The following is a 15,261-nucleotide window of genomic DNA, read 5'->3' on the forward strand; positions in this document are numbered from 1 at the left end:
TTTAGCGAAAGGACACAGCTCATGGCAGAAGAGCAAAAGCAGTACATCACCCCGGAAACCAAGGCCAAGCTGGAATCCGAGCTCCAGGCCCTCATCGACCACCGCCCCGTGGTGGCCGCCGAGATCAACGAGCGCCGCGAGGAGGGTGACCTCAAGGAGAACGCAGGATACGACGCCGCCCGCGAGATGCAGGACCAGGAGGAGGCCCGCATCAAGCAGATCTCCGAGATCCTGGCGAACTCCACCACGGAGCGCTCCAGCATGGTCGAGGGCGTGGCCCACGTGGGTTCCGTGGTGCACGTGTACTACAACGGCGACGAGACCGACAAGGAGACCTTCCTCATCGGGACCCGCGCCGCCGCCTCCGATAACAAGGACCTGGAGACTTACTCCGAGCAGTCCCCCCTCGGCGCGGCGATCCTGGGCGCCCAGGAGGGCGAGACCCGCGAGTACACCGCGCCCAACGGCAATACGCTGACGGTCACCGTGGTTTCCGCCGCCCCGTACGACTCCGATAAGGCCGCTACCCCGCGCGCCGCCCACTAGAACGTTCCTTTCCCGAGAGGATCCCTGTCATGACCCGTTCCCGTTCCACCGCTCTCACCGCCGTCCTGGCGGCCTCCGCCCTTGCCATCGCCGCGTGCAGCCCCCCGAACCAACAGGACTCCGAGGACAAGGTCGCCACCGCCACGAGCCTCAACGCCGCCCCGCGCCCTGCCGCCACGGAGCGGCCCGCCGCTACCGCCTCCACCAGCGTCTCCCCCTCGGCGGCGCGGGCCAACGCCACGCAGTTCATCGACTGCACCCGGACTCCCACCGTGGAGCCCAGCCAGGTGCAGCTTTCCTGCTTTGGCGCCCAGCAGATCACCGCGCTGGACTGGGAGTGGGGGGCGGACTCCGCCACCGGTCGAGGCACGCAGATCAACCCAAACGGCACCACCGAGGACGTCACCCTGGAGCTGACCGCGCCCGTATCCATGGACGGAGCCCAGGTGTTCTCTCAGATCAGCCTCAACGGCCAGCCCCTGGCGGCCTCCTAACCACCACATACATGCCTAAGGCGCCGCCCCTCCTTACCTGGGGCGGCGCCTTAGGCGATGCGGCCGGAACTACCCGAGCCTAATCGTTGCGCAGGTAGCTGAGCAGGCGCAGGATCTCGGTGTAGAGCCACACAAGGGTCACCGCCAGGCCCAGGGCCACGCCCCAGGCGTTCTTGGCCGGGGCACCGGCGCGGATGAGGCGATCGGCCTGATCGAAGTCCTGGAGGAAGGACAGCGCCGCCAGCACGATGCACACCAGGGAGAACACGACGGCCAGCGGGCCGCCATCGCGCAGCGGGTTGAAGCCGAAGATCAGGGCGGTCAGCAGGTTCCCCAGGGCCAGCACCGCGATGCCCACGATCACGCCGGTGACGATGCGGTTAAACTTCGGCGTCACCTTCACCGCCCCGGTGCGATAGACCACCAGCATGCCGATGAACACGCCCACGGTGCCCAGGATCGCCTGGCCGATGATCGCCATGTCCGAGCTGGCGGAGCCCGTGGCCCCGGAGGTAAAGCCGGTGTTGGCGAAGGCGAAGGAGAACCCGCCCACGAACAGCCCCTCGAAGGCGGCGTAGATCAGGGTGACGGCGGCGGAGCCGAAGCTCTTGCTGAAAGCGGAGACCAGCACGGTAATAAAACCGCCGAGGGCACCCACCCCCATGAGCAGAACCGCCAGGCTCGGGTTACTCATGCCGATGGTGAAGTTCACCGCGCCCAGGGCGATGATAATGGCGAGCGTGATGCCGGTCTTGGAGACCACGTCATCGATGGTCATGGGACGCTCGGCGGTGGCCTGCTGATAGCCTCCCGCGCGCAGGTCGCGCTCGGTGGATTCGGTGAGATTGCTAAATACCGGGTTGCTGCTCCTCATAGCGGTTCCCCAGTCCTTTCCTTGGCTTGAAGCATGTCACTGAGTTAAACGCCACGCGCACCTTAAAAGTTCCCTACCCCCGTTTTGCCTGCTGAGGCAACCCAAACTAGCATGAGTTCAGCTTCTTGAACTTTCAATAAAGTTAGGCTGAACCTATGATGACCGCACCCGTCAATATGCCCGCGCGGCACCAACCCCGGCTGACAAGCCTGCTCGGCCCCGCCTTCGTGGCCGCCATCGCCTACGTGGATCCCGGCAACGTCGCCGCCAACCTCTCCGCCGGTGCAGAATACGGCTACCTCCTGCTGTGGGTACTCGTGCTCGCCAACCTCATGGCCGCCCTCGTGCAATACCTCTCCGCCAAGCTCGCCCTGGTCACCGGGCGCAGCCTCACCGCAGAACTCGCCCAGCGCCTCCCGCGCACCCCCCGCTGGCTCTACTGGGGGCAGGCCGAGATCATCGTGGCCGCCACCGACATCGCCGAGGTTATCGGCGGGGCCGTGGCCCTCCACCTCCTCTTCGGCACCCCACTCCTGCTCAGCGGCATCATCGTCTCCGCCGTCTCCCTGACCATGCTGATCCTCCAGGGCGGGCGCACCCAACGCAGCTTCGAGGCCGTGATCGTGGGCTTCCTCGTCGTTATCACCATCGGTTTCGTCTCCGGCCTCTTCGTCTCCGGCCTCGACCTCGGCGTCATGGCCCAGGGACTCGTCCCTCGCTTCCAGGGCACTCCCACCATCCTGCTGGCCGCCGGGATGCTCGGCGCCACCGTCATGCCGCACGCCATCTACCTGCACTCCGGGCTCGTGCGCGATCACGGCTTTAGCCCCGAGGGTGAGCACGGCATGCGCCACCACCTGCGCGCCACCAAGATCGACGTGGGCCTGGCGCTCAGCGTCGCCGGCAGCGTGAACATCGCCATGCTCTGCCTGGCCGCCCAGGCGCTGCGCGGCGTCGAGGGCACCGACACCATCGAGGGCGCGCACCAGGCCGTCACCGAGCACCTGGGCACCGGCATCGGCATCATCTTCGCCATCGGCCTGCTCGCCTCCGGGCTGGCGTCTACCTCCGTGGGCTGCTACGCGGGCGACATGGTCATGCGCGACCTGCTCAAGTTCCGTGTTCCCCTGGTGCTACGCCGGTGCATCACCCTGATCCCCGCCCTCATCATCCTCGCCTCGGGCGCGGAGCCCACCTGGGCGCTCGTGCTCAGCCAAGTGGTCTTGAGCATCGGCATCCCCTTCGCCCTCATCCCCTTGGCCTGGCTCACCGCTCGCCCCGGCGTCATGGGGCGCTGGGCCAACCCCACTCTCTTAAACATCGCCTCCGCCATAGTGAGCGCCGCCATCGTGGCGCTCAACATCGCGCTCATCTGGCTCACGCTCACCGGACAGGCATAGATTTTGCTTGTCGACGCCGCGGTTTATTCTTGAAGCGGTCATCCGCTCGTACCGCGATGCGACAGCACCACTCGGTGAAGTGGTGGAGGTGTTCCTCCATCTACTCAGCAGTATCACTCATGCCGCGTCACCGAGAATCATCGTGAGGTAGTCACGGATGTTCATCACCTCGGGGCGGGTGAGTGCGGCATCGGCGTCAAGGCCGCCAGGACGGCTGATAATAATGGCCCCTTGCGGGGTGTACTGGGGGCGCTCATCGTCGCAGCGGTAGGCAGGGCAGTGTCGTAACCACTTTCCCCTTGACAGATCAATGTCATATATGGATACTGGGCTATGCACCTGGAATTGAACTAGGAGCCAGTATGAAGATCGCGAAACAATCTCTCTCTCAGCACTTTTCGCAGTATCCATAGCTCTTTCATCCGTAAGCATTTCAGAGGCAGCGGAAAACCCCTCGTCCATCAATCAGGTCTCCACCTACACCTTCTCGCCAGAATGAGGAACAAATCGCCAGTGAACTCGCAGCGGGATTTGAGTATTTTTACTCACATATCGTTTCTCAAGATGAGAATGGCGAATGGTATGTGAACGAGGAAGAAGCCGAATCCATCGCCCCCGAAGTTGAACCTTCTCGCCTCGAACCGATGGCAGAAATGTTCAACGAAGACGATCCCTTCACCCCGAGCAACAGTCCATTCCGAACCGCAGAGTGGGACTGGGCCACCTACGCCGAGTGCGTCATCACCGGCATGTCCCCTGTCCCCCTCCCAGATCGAGCCAAAAGCATTGAAATCGGGAAGAAGTTAAAAGATCGACACTTCCAGGAAGCAGCCGAGCTCATCGTTCGAACCTACGGCGAAATGGCTGCGGGTGGCACACTTGGAGAAGGCGTTGAAGGAGCAATTAAGGCACTAGGAGGCTCCAACCCCGCTGTTCTAGCTGGACGCCTAGCAGTGGCCGCAGGAGGTTGCGCCATTTGGAGTCACGGCGAATAAAAATGTTCGGCTACACCCCGAAATACATCGACAAGGAACTCAATTACATCCGGCACGGCCCCATAACCCGGACCAAGCAGCGAGCTTACATCATTGCTGTTTGGTCGGGGTGGGGCGGTGGGCATAATTATTTTCTCGGACAATATGCCCGGGGAATTACACGAAGTGCACTTATCCTACTTACCCTTGATGCCGGTTTTCGACTCCACGCAGTGTGGTTAACCCTCCTGTACATCGCCACAATTATAGCCTTGACGCTTCTGAGTATTTTCTTCATAGCCAAAAGCGATCCAGAAGCAAAACCCTACAATACTAAGACTGGACCATTTTTCATTCCTGGTCGGCGTACTTCATCTGGAATTTACTCTGGGGATGGAACTACTGGAAGGTTCCCACCAAGGAGCGGTGCAAAGATTAACGCTCGGGGGTTACCTCCCCCACACAGGGGGTAACCCCCGTCGCCCCCGGCGTAATGTCCGGCCGGGGGCGACGGTATTATTCTTTCATATTTAGTAGATCAATCACGTAAGGACTCCCTCACAACCTCTGAACAATACAAACCGCCCACCCGAAAGACGATCCTCGCCTGGCTTCCCTCACCTTCGGCGCGCCGGTGGCGGGACGCTTCGTATCCTCGGGACGTTGTTCCTCGGCGCGGCAATCATCCTGCCTGGTGGGTGATAGTGTTCTGAGAGAAGCAGGACAAAGCCGCCCGTAAGGATACCAAGGATCGTGTAAGCGATGTGGGCGAACTCACCTTGGACGAGCGCGCACTGCTGGGTGATTCGCCTCCGGCGGAGACGAAGAATCAGCGGTGGCCGTTGATCGCGGGCATCTCCGTGCTGTTGTTGCTAACCAGTGGGGCACTGTCTCCTGCTTCGGAGTCCAGAAAAGACGATGATCCTCAGCTGGCCCCTTCTTCCACCTCGGAGACGGCTACCAGTACTGTCACCACTTCGCCGGAGTCCACCACGGCGAAGCCTACTGGCGGGCAAACCCCAGTGCCCCGGAGACTACAGAGACGAAAGAGCCTGAAGCCGTGGAGAAAGGCGAAGGCAGAAGGTGCTACGCTGCTGTAGTCGGATAATCCTCGATTTCACTCACCGTTGGATCCGTGATGGTTCAAGTGATTCCCTGGTGACAAAAAGATGGGGTTTCCAAGCGATGTGCTTGTGATGGACATGGCTGTTTCCCCTCTAGCCCCTGTTTATGGTGCCCCCAGTCGGACTCGAACCGACACTGAGCAGATTTTAAGTCTGCTGCCTCTGCCAATTGGGCTATAGGGGCCTTACCGTGCGCTCCTCAACCCTAGCTTCACAAGAAACAGGATCGCACGCCGCGCTTCGATAAATTATAGCGGCTAGGCGGGGGTGTCGTCACGCAGGCTGCCGATGATGCCGTCGAGGATGTCTTTTTCCGAGATGATGAAGCTCCTGACCTGGGTCTTTTCCCGGATCATCGCCATGATCTCCTCGACGATGATGGAGCCGGAGCCGATCACGTCGGCCCTGCCCTGGTGGATCACCGGGTTCATGGCCCGCTCGGCGGAGGCGGTGGCGGCGAGGTCACCGGTGAGCACCCGCAGAGCCTCGAAGTTCAGCTCCGAGCAGTGAATCATGGAGGGGTCGTAGCGCTCTAGCCCCTGGGCCAGCGCGGAGAGCGTGGTGAAGGTACCCGCGCAACCGACAAAGGTGGTGGCCTGGGAAAGGGGAACGAGGGCGGCGACCATGTCGAGGCGTTCCCGGATGTAGTCGCGGGCGACGTCGATCTCCGAGGCGGTAGGCGGGTCGCTGCGCAGGATGCGCTCGGTGAGCCGCACGCAGCCCATCTGCACGGAGGTGGCCCCGGCCAGGTCGCCGTTGTGGGTTCCCACCACGAACTCGGTGGAACCGCCGCCCAGGTCGATCACGCAGAAGGGCCCCGCGTCGGCGGGCAGGTCCTGCACCGCGCCTCGGAAGGACAAAAAGGCCTCCTCCTCACCGGAGATCACCTCGGCCTGCGCACCCGGCTGGACGCGGCCCAGCAGCTCGGCGGTCATGGAGAAGAAGTCCTCACGGTTCTCCGCGTCCCGGGTGGCGGAGGTGGCCACCATGCGCACCCGCTCGACCTTCTCGAACTGCATGATCTCCGCGTAGCGTTCCAGCGTGGCGCGGGTGCGCGCCAGGGCCTCGTGATGCAGCTCCCCGGTGGCGTCCACCCCCTGGCCCAGGCGCACGATCTCCATGGTGCGGTGGATTTCCCGCGGGGCACCGTCCACGATCTCGCTGATGAGGAGGCGCAGGGAATTGGTTCCGCAGTCGATGGCTGCTAGTCGGGTCATAGGTTCTTCCGCCTTTTATGCTCGGGAGAAGTCGAACTGTTCCAGGTCGATGCCCAGATCCTGGACGGTGGGCCAGGCCTCGGGGATGGCCGTGCCGCGCAGGCGGGCATGCTCGGCGGCCATCGCCACCGCCTCGGTGCCCAGGCGCACCCGGCCCGGCCCCTCGGCCAGGGCGTAGGCGATGAGCACGTGGAGGCACTTCACCCGGTCGGGCATACCGCCCCCGGAGAAGTCGGTTCCTAAGTCCTCGATGGCGTTGCGGGTGGCAAGGTAGTGCTCGTGGGCGGCGCGGTAGTCGGCGGCCAGGTCAGCGTCCTCGCCGAGGCGCCGGGTCATCCAGGTCATCACGTGGGCCACCTCAAGGCGGGAGGCCTCCGCGGTGAGCCGGGGATCGGTGAGGTAGTACAGGGTGGGAAAGGGGGTGCCGTCCTCCAGGCGGGGCGCGGTCTTGACCACGGCGGGGATCGCGTCCGGGGTGCGGTAGGCGATGTCGAGCACCCCCCTAGGGGTGCGACCTAGGTGCTGGGAGACGATGGCGAGGTCGGCGTCGCTGACTGTCATGCCGATCAGTTTAGGGGACGGCCGTCCTCGATGGGCATGTGCGTGTCCACCTCGCCTGCCTCCAGCGGCTCGGGGTCGGGGGCGGCCGCGCCGGGAATCGCAATGGAGTCCCACAGCTCGCGCCACCATTCCTGGGGGCCGCGCTCCTCCTCGCCCTCGACGGGCTGCGTACCCGTGCTCATCGCGGGGTCGAGGATGCGAAAGGCCGTCTCCCCCTCCTCGATCACGCCCAGGCGCTTGCGGGCCTCCTCGCGCTGATAGGCCTCGGAATGATACCGCTCGACCTCGCCCAGGAGGCGGTCCTTTTCCGCCTGCTTCTGCGCGATCGCCTCGGTGGTCCGCGCGATGTCGGTGCGGCCCTGGAAGTAGTTGCGCAGCGGCACCGCCACGGCCGCCAGGATCAGGATGGCGACCAGCACGATCACGGCGCTTTCGGCGATGCTCAGCCGAACCCGAGGCAGCCGGATGCGCCCGCGCGGGCCGGAGGGATCGGAGCTGCGGTGCGCTACCGGAACGCGCCCGCGCGGGCGCCTGAGTTTCCGGTTGATGGGTGCCATAGGGTTTTCATCTTAGCGCGAGGATCGAGTCAAGCGCGTTGGCGCTCACGCTCACCTCCCGCTCCCCCACCCTGAGCAGCGCCATTCCGGGATAGGGTGGGGCCAGCACGGCCACCCGGGCCCCCGGCAGCACCCCGTGCTCGCTGAGGTAACGCAGCAGGGCAGGGTCGCGATCGCGCACCCGTTCCACGGTGGCCTCCTCCCCCGGCGCGACGCGCGAGAGCGCCACGGTACCGGGGTCGGCTACCTCCCCGTCCGCGCCGGGGATGGGGTCGCCGTGCGGGTCGCGCGGCGGGTGGCCCAGGGCGGCGTCGATGCGCTCCACGAAGGTATCGGAGACGGCATGTTCGAGGACCTCCGCCTCGTCGTGCACCTCGTCGAGGCGGTAACCCAGGTAATGCACCAGGAAGGATTCGATGAGGCGGTGGCGGCGCACCAGCTGCACGGCGAGGCGATGGCCCTGCGGCGTGAGGGTGATGTCCCCGTAGGGCGCGTGATCGACCAGCCCGGAGGTGGCCAGCCTCTTGATGGCTTCCGACGCCGTGGAGCGACGCTGCCCGAGGGCATCGGCCAGGTCGGATAGCGTTGCCCCCTGCCCGTCCCACTCCTGCCTGTCGTAGATCGTTTTCAGGTAGTCCTGGGAGCGTTCCGGCAGGTCAGTGATGTGCATGACGGCCATTGTATCCACCGGCCTCAGTGCCGCGACCCCACCCCTTGATTATTTTTATGATGCGGGACACAATTTAGCCATGGACATTCTTCACTAAAAGAAAGTTATTCCCGCCCTGATCCTGCTCGCCCTCCTCGCCTGCCCGCTGACTGCCCGCGCCACCCCGGGCACCCTCATCCGCGCCGCCCCCGCCCCGGATCTCCTCGACGGGCCCTGGCCCGCCACCGCCCAGCGCATTCTTTACTCCTCCACCCTCGGCACCGGAGCCCCCACCGCCGTCTCCGGGTTAATCCTCGAACCCACCACCGCCTGGGTTGGAAAGGGACCCCGCCCCACGATCGTCATCGCCCCCGGCACCCGCGGGGCGGGCGACGCCTGCGCCCCCTCCCGCGGCCTGCTCTCCCTCGACCCCGAGGCCTTGGCCCTGGGCATCAACTACGAGCTGCCCATCACCCACCTCGCCACCGCCGCCGGGGTACGCGTGGTCATGACGGACTACGTCGGGCTCGGCACGCCCGGCGCGCACACCTACGCCTATCACCGGGAGGAAGCCACGGCGGTTCTCGACGCCGCCCGGGCCGCCCTTCGCAACGCGGGTGCAGCCCCGGATTCCCCCGTGGCCCTGTGGGGTTACTCCCAGGGCGGCGGGGCCACCGCCGCGGCCGCCGAGGCCGCGGCCACCTACGCCCCGGAGCTCGACATCGTGGGCACCTTCGCCGGCGCACCCCCGGCGCACCTGCCCACGGTGATGCAGGCCGTGGACGGCAACGCCATCTTCGGAGTACTGGGGATGGCGGCAGCAGGCTTCGCAGAGCGCGAGCCCGCCCTGCTCGGCGAGATCCTCCCCCTGCTGAACGACGAAGGACGGCGCTACTTCCGTGAAACCCCCACCATGTGCATCCCCGACGCCATCCTGGCCTGGAGCCGACGCACCAGCCGGGAGCTGAGCACCACCGGGGAATCCTTCGGAGACATCGCCCGCTGCTCCCCCACCCTGTGGCGAGCCCTCAACGAGCAAAACCTCGGGCAGGCCGCCCCCACTCGGCCGATCATGATGGCCACGGCACTCCACGACGACGTGATCCCCCGCGATCAGGTACGGGACCTCGCCCGGGTCTACTGCGGAGCGGGAACCCCCGTGACCCTCGAGCAGGACTCACTGCCCCGCCTCGCGCCCGGCTTCGCCGTCAATCACGCTCTTCCGATGTTCACCGGGTTGGAATCCAGCCTCCACTACCTCATGGAGTGCTTCCGGGGCGCGCCTGCACCGAACGATTGCGCGGCGATCCTGGCCGAGAGTCGGCAGTAATCGTCCCCGTTAGCTCACGCTACCCCCGGAAGCGCGGGAAGGCATCGCGGCCCGCGTACACAGCGGCCTCACCCAGTTCCTGCTCAATACGCAACAGCTGGTTGTACTTAGCCACACGCTCAGAACGAGCCGGAGCACCGGTCTTAATCTGGCCGCAGGACAAGGCCACCGCCAGGTCGGCGATGGTGGTGTCCTCCGTCTCGCCAGAGCGGTGAGACATCATAGTGCGATAGCCATTGCGGTGAGCCAGCTCCACGGCATCGAAGGTCTCAGTCAAAGTGCCGATCTGGTTGACCTTCACCAGCAGGGCGTTGGCGGCCTTCTTCTCGATGCCCTCGCGCAGGCGGGCGGGGTTGGTGACAAAGAAGTCGTCGCCCACGATCTGCACCTTGTCCCCGATGGCGGCGGTCAGCGCGGTGTAGCCCTCCCAGTCGTCCTCCTGAAGCGGATCCTCGATGGAGACGATCGGGTACTCATCGATAAGCTGCTCGTAGACCTTGGCCATCTCCTCGGCGGAGTGCTGGCCGCCCTCGAAGTGATAGACACCGTCCTTGTAGAACTCCGAGGAGGCCACGTCCAGGGCCAGGGCCACGTCCGTGCCCGGCTCGAATCCGGCCTTCGTGATGGCCTCCACGATCAGATCCAGGGCCTCCTTGGTGGAGCCCACGGAGGGAGCAAAGCCACCCTCGTCGCCCAGGCCGGTGGACAGGCCCTTGGACTTAATCACGGACTTCAGGGCATGGTAGACCTCCGCACCGGTGCGCAGCGCCTCGGCGAAGGTCTCCGCACCGATGGGGGCGATCATGAACTCCTGGACATCCACGCCGGAATCCGCGTGGGCGCCGCCATTGACGATGTTCATCATCGGAACCGGCAGCACGTGGGCGTTCGGGCCGCCGATGTAGCGGTAGAGGGGCAGCCCGGCGGACTCGGCGGCCGCCTTGGCGGTGGCGATGGAGACGCCGAGGATGGCGTTGGCACCTAGGCGGGACTTATTCTCGGTCCCGTCGAGGTCGATCATGGCCTGGTCGATCAGGCGCTGGTCGTCGGCCTCCATGCCGGCGATCGCGTCTGCGATCTCCTCGTTGACGTTGGTCACGGCCTTGGTCACGCCCTTGCCCAGGTACCGCTCGCCGCCGTCGCGCAGCTCGTGGGCCTCGTGGACGCCAGTGGAGGCTCCGGAGGGAACACCGGCGACGCCGCGCGCGCCGTCGTCCAGGAATACCTCCGCCTCAACGGTCGGGTTACCGCGGGAATCCATGATCTCGCGGGCAAAAACGTGCATAATATCAGCCACCGTGGCCTCCTCTTGCCATGTCAAACGGTCTTTTTCCGGTCTCGGGAGGGCCCTGGGCGCGCCTCCCTTGCTCAATTGTTCCAGAAAATCGCCGCGCGTGGGTGCCCGAGTCTGCCCGAACGTGTCTGGCTTGCCGCCGCCCCGCCCCGTCGGGACCCGCTAGGGCGCGGGTTGCCCCAGCGCATAGGAATTGGCCGCGTCGCGCACCTTGATGAGGTAGTCCTGCGACATGTTGTAGGAGCGGATCGCCTCCACCCACTGATCCTCCCGGCTCAAATTGCGGCCGTGGCACACGAGGTGGGCCGCGGACAGGGCGGCGTCGTCGATTTGCTGGGGATCGGCCTCGCCGTCCCCGTTGGCATCGAGCCCAAAGCGCCCCCAGGATTCCGGAATAAACTGCATGGGCCCCACGGCGCGATCGTAGCGCGCGTCGCCGTCGAGGCGTCCGCCGTCGGTATCCGGGATTTCCGCCACGCCGGGCGAGCCATCGAGGGCGATGCCCACGATCGGCGGGCTGACCACACCGTCCTCCCCGATGCTGGAATGGTGAAACCACTTGCCCGAGTAGGTTCCGTGCCGGGTCTCCACGTGGCCCAGGCCGGCCAGAGTGGTCCAGCTCAGGTGGCACTCGGGCCAGGCCTGGGCGGCGATGAGCTCCGCGTTGCCGTAGGCCCGCAGGGCCGGCTCGGGAATACCCATCCGCTCGGCCAGGGGCTTGGCCCAAAAGCCCAGCTTATCGGAGGTACGGCCGGGGGCGTGGACGTCGATTCCGGGCACCTCGGCACCGGCGGCCGGTGGGATGGTATCGGGAATAGGGCGCAGGTCACGCCCAACCGTGGGGGGGCTGAACACGGAAAAGGCCCAGGCGACCAGGGCGACGATGAGCACGAGGGCCAGAACCACACCGCATCCGCAGCCCGCCGCTCTTCGTCCATCATTCGCCATGGCGGTCGATGGTAGCGCAGCGCTCCTTGTCCTTGCCCGCCAACCAGAGACGGTGCTGTTCCGCCGCATCCACCAGTTCCTCGGTACCGTCGAAGAGGTACGGCGCGCGAACCCGCATCTTGCGCACGAAGCTCAAGGCCACGTCGTCAAGGTCGAAGGCCCCGCGCTCCTCGGCGATCCGGGCGTGAAAGAGCACCTGAAGCAGGACGTCGCCCAGCTCCGCGCACAGAGCCGCATCATCGACGCGCCCGCGCGCCTCCCGGGCCACCTCCTCGGCCTCCTCCAGCAGGTAGGGAATCAGGCTGGCGTGGGTCTGTGCCTGCTCCCACCGGCCGATTCTGCGGGCGCGCTCCATCACGGCGCGCGCCCGAGCCAGGGCGTCGTCGCGGCTGGGGGCCACGATCACCTCGCAGCCACGGGGTATCTCTTCTTCCCTGGTGGTCACCAGGGTGCCGGTGCCCGACGGCCGACCTCGCCCCAGGGCCTCACGCACCTCCCCCGGTATCTCCGCGGTGGCGCGCACCGGCCCCTCGCAGCGCCGCCACGCCTCCAGGGGAATCTGCGTGGGCCAGCGGGGATCGAGCAGCACGGCCAGCATGAGAATACGGCGCTACTGCTGCTGCTCGGGATTCCCACCGATCTTGTCATCGATGGCGTTGCGCACCTTGTCCACCTGCTCGGCTTTGTCCTCGCCCAGCTTGCCCTTGGCAAAGTCCGCGGCCTTATCCAGCACCTGATCGGTCTGCTCCTCGGCCTTATCGGAGTGGAGGAAATCGGTGGCCTTCTTCTTCGCCTCGTCCAGGAAACCCATCAGCGTCATCCTTTCTGTGTCTGTTTACGCCAACGCCCCACCACGGTACGGGATTATTGCCAGGCGGGTTGATCTCCGCCCCGCGCGATCCGATAAATTGGGTGGGTGACTCTAGGAATCCCCCAGGAAGAAGGCACCCGCTCCGTGCCCATGTGGACGCTGGTGGCCCTCATCATCGGCTCCACGGTGGGCGCCGGTATCTTCTCCCTGCCGCAAAACATCGCCTCCGTGACCGCCCCCGGCGCCATGCTGATGAGCTGGGGCATCGCGGGGGTGGGCATGCTCTCCGTGGCCTTCGTGTTCCACATCCTGGCCCGCCGCAAGCCCCACCTCAACTCCGGGGTGTACGCCTACGCGCGGGCCGGGCTGGGGGACTTCATCGGCTTTGCCTCCGGCTGGGGTTACTGGCTCGGCTCCGTGATCGCCCAGGTGGGTTACGCCACGCTGTTTTTCACCACCCTGGGCCACTACGTACCGCTGTTTTCCGGGCACCACCGCTACGCCACCGCCGTGGCCGTCTCCGCGCTGACCTGGATCATCTTCGCGGTGCTTGCCCGCGGGGTGCAGCAGGCCGCGCTGCTGAACACCGTGACCACCGTGGCCAAACTCCTGCCCATCCTCGCCTTTATCCTGCTCACCGCCTTCCTTGGATTTAGCTGGGATCGCTTCACCCTGGACTTCTGGGGGCAAGGCAGCGGGGCGAGCGTCTTCGAGCAGATCCAGGGCACCATGCTTTTTACCGTGTGGGTGTTCATCGGCATCGAGGGGGCCTCGGTGTATTCGCGCCAATCTCGCTCCCGGCGCGACATCGGGCGGGCCACCGTGATCGGCTTCCTCTCCGTGCTGGCCCTCTTGGTCAGCGTCTCCGCCCTCTCCTTCGGCGTGCTCACCCAGGAGGAGCTGGCCGCCCTGCCGGATAACTCCATGGCCTCCGTCCTGGAGGTGGTGGTGGGCCCGTGGGGGGCCGCCCTCATCTCGGCGGGCCTGTGCCTCTCCGTGCTCGGCGCCTACGTCTCCTGGCAGATGCTGTGCGCCGAGCCGCTCATGCTCATGGCCGCCGACGGCCTCCTGCCCCGCCGGGCCGGTGCCACCAACGGCGCGGGCGCGCCCTGGATGGCGCAGCTGATCTCCACCACCGTGATCCAGGGCTTCGTGGTGGTGTTCTTCCTCAACGAGACCACCTACGTGTCCATGGTGCAGCTGGCCACGGTGCTCTACCTGCTGCCCTACCTATTTTCCTCGCTCTACCTGGTGCTGCTGGCGGCCCGGGGGCGCGGGCTGACCCACCCCCGGGCGGGCATTGCCTTTAACGACGCCGGCCCCGCCATGACCGCGCGCGAGAACCAGCGCCACCTGCTGGTGGGCGTCATCGCCCTGGTGTATTCCCTGTGGCTCTTCTACGCCGCCGACCCCACTTACGTGCTCTTCGGCGCGCTCGCGCTGCTGCCCGGCCTGGTGCCTTACGTGGTGACCCGGCTGCGCCGCCACGAGCCGCTGTTTAGCCCCTTCGAGTGGACCGTGGTGGCCGTGGTGGTGGCGGCCTCCGCCGTGGCGGCGTGGGGGTTGAGCACGGGGGCGCTGAGTCTGTAGGGGATTGCTTCAACCCCAGCCGCACAAGAATGAAGGCCTGTACCAAAAAATATTTTGGTACAGGCCTTCGCATATCAGCACCGAAAAAATGAAAGACTTGAAGAGCGTACAATATTCACAGCATACAGGCAGTATTTATGTCGATTTTTTTAAAGTCAGGAAAACCCTTGCCAGGCCGCAAGTACTCCCCTATGATTGAAACCATACCGCCCCATACCCGTAAAAGAGTTCATCTTGAAGAGATTTCACGCCCCTCCCTCATAACAGCAATCGCAACTACAGTCACAACAAGTCTTCCCCTCGCACCAGCAGCCAGCGCAGTAGACAATACATGGTTTGAAGGAATCGTGCATCCAGGAGAAACAAAAACGGAAGGTGCGCCATCGACAGGTTTCCTGCGAAACTCCAGCAGTGCCGACAGTGGCCTTCACGGAAATCCTTTTGTTAGAATGACATGCAGGCTCGGAAACTATACCGCCGTCGGCGGCGATAGCTGCGAAGTCCGTGGCGATGAACTAAACAACGAACCCGCCTCATTCACCTATGAACACATGGAAGTAAACATGGGTGGGGCGGGACAAGAAGCCCCTGCGAAAGCCTGGATTGGCGGCATACCAGGCGGAGGCATGACCCTCTTCGCTCAGAACGCACTAGACCACGAGCCAGAATCCCAGCGCTGGGAAAGCGGGAATCGTCGAGCATACATCACCAAGATTTCCGATGAGACAATCGAACTTGCCATCACGGACGGCATGGTCACCGCCTCCACAAAAACAGACATATCCACCTATCAGAAAGGGGGATTCGCGGCGTTCTTGACGACGGAAAAGAACGAACCAGTCTCCTGATCTTCCCGGAAGATCAGGAAGATTTCAAACTTTTCAGTACCGAC

The 15,261-nt window shown here is 64.8% G+C and carries 17 protein-coding genes and 1 tRNA gene; 7 read left to right on the forward strand and 11 right to left on the reverse strand.

Annotated elements, in window-relative coordinates; genetic code table 11:
• The first annotated feature begins 21 nt into the window (after window positions 1–21).
• Together greA and H7347_RS09300 are read left to right on the forward strand one after the other, a co-directional pair.
• Entirely contained in the window at window positions 22–546 is a 525-nt protein-coding gene (greA, locus tag H7347_RS09295; RefSeq protein ID WP_152823238.1) for a transcription elongation factor GreA, read from the forward strand.
• 29 nt (window positions 547–575) lie between these two features.
• Complete coding sequence (locus tag H7347_RS09300; RefSeq protein ID WP_152823239.1) at window positions 576–1,040, forward strand: hypothetical protein; 465 nt, start codon at window positions 576–578, stop codon at window positions 1,038–1,040.
• Window positions 1,041–1,119: 79 nt separating this feature from the next.
• Here the strand turns inward: H7347_RS09300 and H7347_RS09305 are convergent, their stop codons facing one another.
• Complete coding sequence (locus tag H7347_RS09305; protein WP_152823240.1) at window positions 1,120–1,914, reverse strand: Bax inhibitor-1/YccA family protein; 795 nt, start codon at window positions 1,912–1,914, stop codon at window positions 1,120–1,122.
• Between the two features lie 158 nt (window positions 1,915–2,072).
• Here H7347_RS09305 and H7347_RS09310 point away from each other — a divergent pair, with 158 nt between their 5' ends.
• Together H7347_RS09310 and H7347_RS09315 are read left to right on the forward strand one after the other, a co-directional pair.
• A complete protein-coding gene (locus H7347_RS09310; RefSeq protein WP_370513961.1) occupies window positions 2,073–3,314 on the forward strand; it encodes an Nramp family divalent metal transporter in 1,242 nt (413 codons plus the stop codon).
• Window positions 3,315–3,898: 584 nt separating this feature from the next.
• On the forward strand, window positions 3,899–4,309 hold the full coding sequence (locus H7347_RS09315) for a hypothetical protein (RefSeq protein WP_152823242.1): 411 nt from the start codon (window positions 3,899–3,901) through the stop codon (window positions 4,307–4,309).
• A gap of 1,210 nt (window positions 4,310–5,519) precedes the next feature.
• Here H7347_RS09315 and H7347_RS09320 read toward each other — a convergent pair.
• From H7347_RS09320 to H7347_RS09345, 6 genes are all read right to left on the reverse strand, one after another.
• Window positions 5,520–5,596: transfer RNA gene (locus H7347_RS09320), tRNA-Leu, on the reverse strand.
• A gap of 73 nt (window positions 5,597–5,669) precedes the next feature.
• Window positions 5,670–6,629 carry a Ppx/GppA phosphatase family protein gene (locus H7347_RS09325; RefSeq protein WP_152823243.1) on the reverse strand — a complete coding sequence of 320 codons (960 nt, stop codon included), beginning with the start codon at window positions 6,627–6,629 and terminating at the stop codon, window positions 5,670–5,672.
• A gap of 15 nt (window positions 6,630–6,644) precedes the next feature.
• A complete protein-coding gene (locus H7347_RS09330; protein WP_152823244.1) occupies window positions 6,645–7,190 on the reverse strand; it encodes a DUF501 domain-containing protein in 546 nt (181 codons plus the stop codon).
• A gap of 5 nt (window positions 7,191–7,195) precedes the next feature.
• The gene (locus H7347_RS09335; RefSeq protein ID WP_186337448.1) at window positions 7,196–7,747 is read right to left on the reverse strand and encodes a septum formation initiator family protein; all 552 of its coding nucleotides are present in this window, start codon (window positions 7,745–7,747) and stop codon (window positions 7,196–7,198) included.
• A gap of 7 nt (window positions 7,748–7,754) precedes the next feature.
• Window positions 7,755–8,417 (reverse strand): metal-dependent transcriptional regulator, encoded by a 663-nt coding sequence (locus tag H7347_RS09340; protein ID WP_152823245.1) that lies wholly within the window; start codon window positions 8,415–8,417, stop codon window positions 7,755–7,757.
• A 240-nt stretch (window positions 8,418–8,657) separates the two neighbouring features.
• Window positions 8,658–8,849, reverse strand: a complete 192-nt coding sequence (locus tag H7347_RS09345; protein ID WP_152823246.1) for a hypothetical protein — start codon at window positions 8,847–8,849, stop codon at window positions 8,658–8,660.
• On the opposite strand from H7347_RS09345, the gene H7347_RS09350 reads away from it, so the two are divergent.
• The gene (locus H7347_RS09350) at window positions 8,836–9,726 is read left to right on the forward strand and encodes an alpha/beta fold hydrolase (protein WP_186337449.1); all 891 of its coding nucleotides are present in this window, start codon (window positions 8,836–8,838) and stop codon (window positions 9,724–9,726) included. The two genes, H7347_RS09345 and H7347_RS09350, sit on opposite strands and share 14 nt — an antisense overlap.
• Before the next feature lie 19 nt (window positions 9,727–9,745).
• On the opposite strand, the gene eno is transcribed toward H7347_RS09350, so the two are convergent.
• The 4 genes from eno to H7347_RS09370 form a co-directional block, all read right to left on the reverse strand.
• A complete protein-coding gene (eno, locus tag H7347_RS09355; RefSeq protein ID WP_186337450.1) occupies window positions 9,746–11,023 on the reverse strand; it encodes a phosphopyruvate hydratase in 1,278 nt (425 codons plus the stop codon).
• A 159-nt stretch (window positions 11,024–11,182) separates the two neighbouring features.
• Window positions 11,183–11,968 (reverse strand): lytic transglycosylase domain-containing protein, encoded by a 786-nt coding sequence (locus H7347_RS09360; protein WP_152823248.1) that lies wholly within the window; start codon window positions 11,966–11,968, stop codon window positions 11,183–11,185.
• Complete coding sequence (locus H7347_RS09365) at window positions 11,958–12,566, reverse strand: MazG nucleotide pyrophosphohydrolase domain-containing protein (RefSeq protein WP_152823249.1); 609 nt, start codon at window positions 12,564–12,566, stop codon at window positions 11,958–11,960. Before H7347_RS09365 ends, H7347_RS09360 begins: the two co-directional genes overlap by 11 nt.
• Before the next feature lie 12 nt (window positions 12,567–12,578).
• The gene (locus H7347_RS09370; RefSeq protein WP_370513956.1) at window positions 12,579–12,788 is read right to left on the reverse strand and encodes an antitoxin; all 210 of its coding nucleotides are present in this window, start codon (window positions 12,786–12,788) and stop codon (window positions 12,579–12,581) included.
• Between the two features lie 96 nt (window positions 12,789–12,884).
• Between H7347_RS09370 and H7347_RS09375 the strand changes: the two genes are divergently transcribed.
• Entirely contained in the window at window positions 12,885–14,369 is a 1,485-nt protein-coding gene (locus H7347_RS09375; RefSeq protein WP_370513957.1) for an amino acid permease, read from the forward strand.
• A 137-nt stretch (window positions 14,370–14,506) separates the two neighbouring features.
• Entirely contained in the window at window positions 14,507–15,217 is a 711-nt protein-coding gene (locus H7347_RS09380) for a hypothetical protein (RefSeq protein WP_152823251.1), read from the forward strand.
• Window positions 15,218–15,261: the final 44 nt, after the last annotated feature.

Origin of the sequence: Corynebacterium sp. zg-331 (assembly GCF_014267345.1) — a bacterium.
In the GTDB taxonomy this organism is placed as follows: domain Bacteria; phylum Actinomycetota; class Actinomycetes; order Mycobacteriales; family Mycobacteriaceae; genus Corynebacterium.

Bases quoted from the DNA above. Each gene is read 5' to 3' on its own strand.
- greA (WP_152823238.1), top strand. From the start codon at position 22: ATGGCAGAAGAGCAAAAGCAGTACATCACCCCGGAAACCAAGGCCAAG.
- H7347_RS09300 (WP_152823239.1), top strand. From the start codon at position 576: ATGACCCGTTCCCGTTCCACCGCTCTCACCGCCGTCCTGGCGGCCTCC.
- H7347_RS09305 (WP_152823240.1), bottom strand. From the start codon at position 1,914: ATGAGGAGCAGCAACCCGGTATTTAGCAATCTCACCGAATCCACCGAG.
- H7347_RS09310 (WP_370513961.1), top strand. From the start codon at position 2,073: ATGACCGCACCCGTCAATATGCCCGCGCGGCACCAACCCCGGCTGACA.
- H7347_RS09325 (WP_152823243.1), bottom strand. From the start codon at position 6,629: ATGACCCGACTAGCAGCCATCGACTGCGGAACCAATTCCCTGCGCCTC.
- H7347_RS09330 (WP_152823244.1), bottom strand. From the start codon at position 7,190: ATGACAGTCAGCGACGCCGACCTCGCCATCGTCTCCCAGCACCTAGGT.
- H7347_RS09335 (WP_186337448.1), bottom strand. From the start codon at position 7,747: ATGGCACCCATCAACCGGAAACTCAGGCGCCCGCGCGGGCGCGTTCCG.
- H7347_RS09340 (WP_152823245.1), bottom strand. From the start codon at position 8,417: ATGCACATCACTGACCTGCCGGAACGCTCCCAGGACTACCTGAAAACG.
- H7347_RS09345 (WP_152823246.1), bottom strand. From the start codon at position 8,849: ATGCCCAGGGCCAAGGCCTCGGGGTCGAGGGAGAGCAGGCCGCGGGAG.
- H7347_RS09360 (WP_152823248.1), bottom strand. From the start codon at position 11,968: ATGGCGAATGATGGACGAAGAGCGGCGGGCTGCGGATGCGGTGTGGTT.
- H7347_RS09365 (WP_152823249.1), bottom strand. From the start codon at position 12,566: ATGCTGGCCGTGCTGCTCGATCCCCGCTGGCCCACGCAGATTCCCCTG.
- H7347_RS09370 (WP_370513956.1), bottom strand. From the start codon at position 12,788: ATGACGCTGATGGGTTTCCTGGACGAGGCGAAGAAGAAGGCCACCGAT.
- H7347_RS09380 (WP_152823251.1), top strand. From the start codon at position 14,507: ATGTCGATTTTTTTAAAGTCAGGAAAACCCTTGCCAGGCCGCAAGTAC.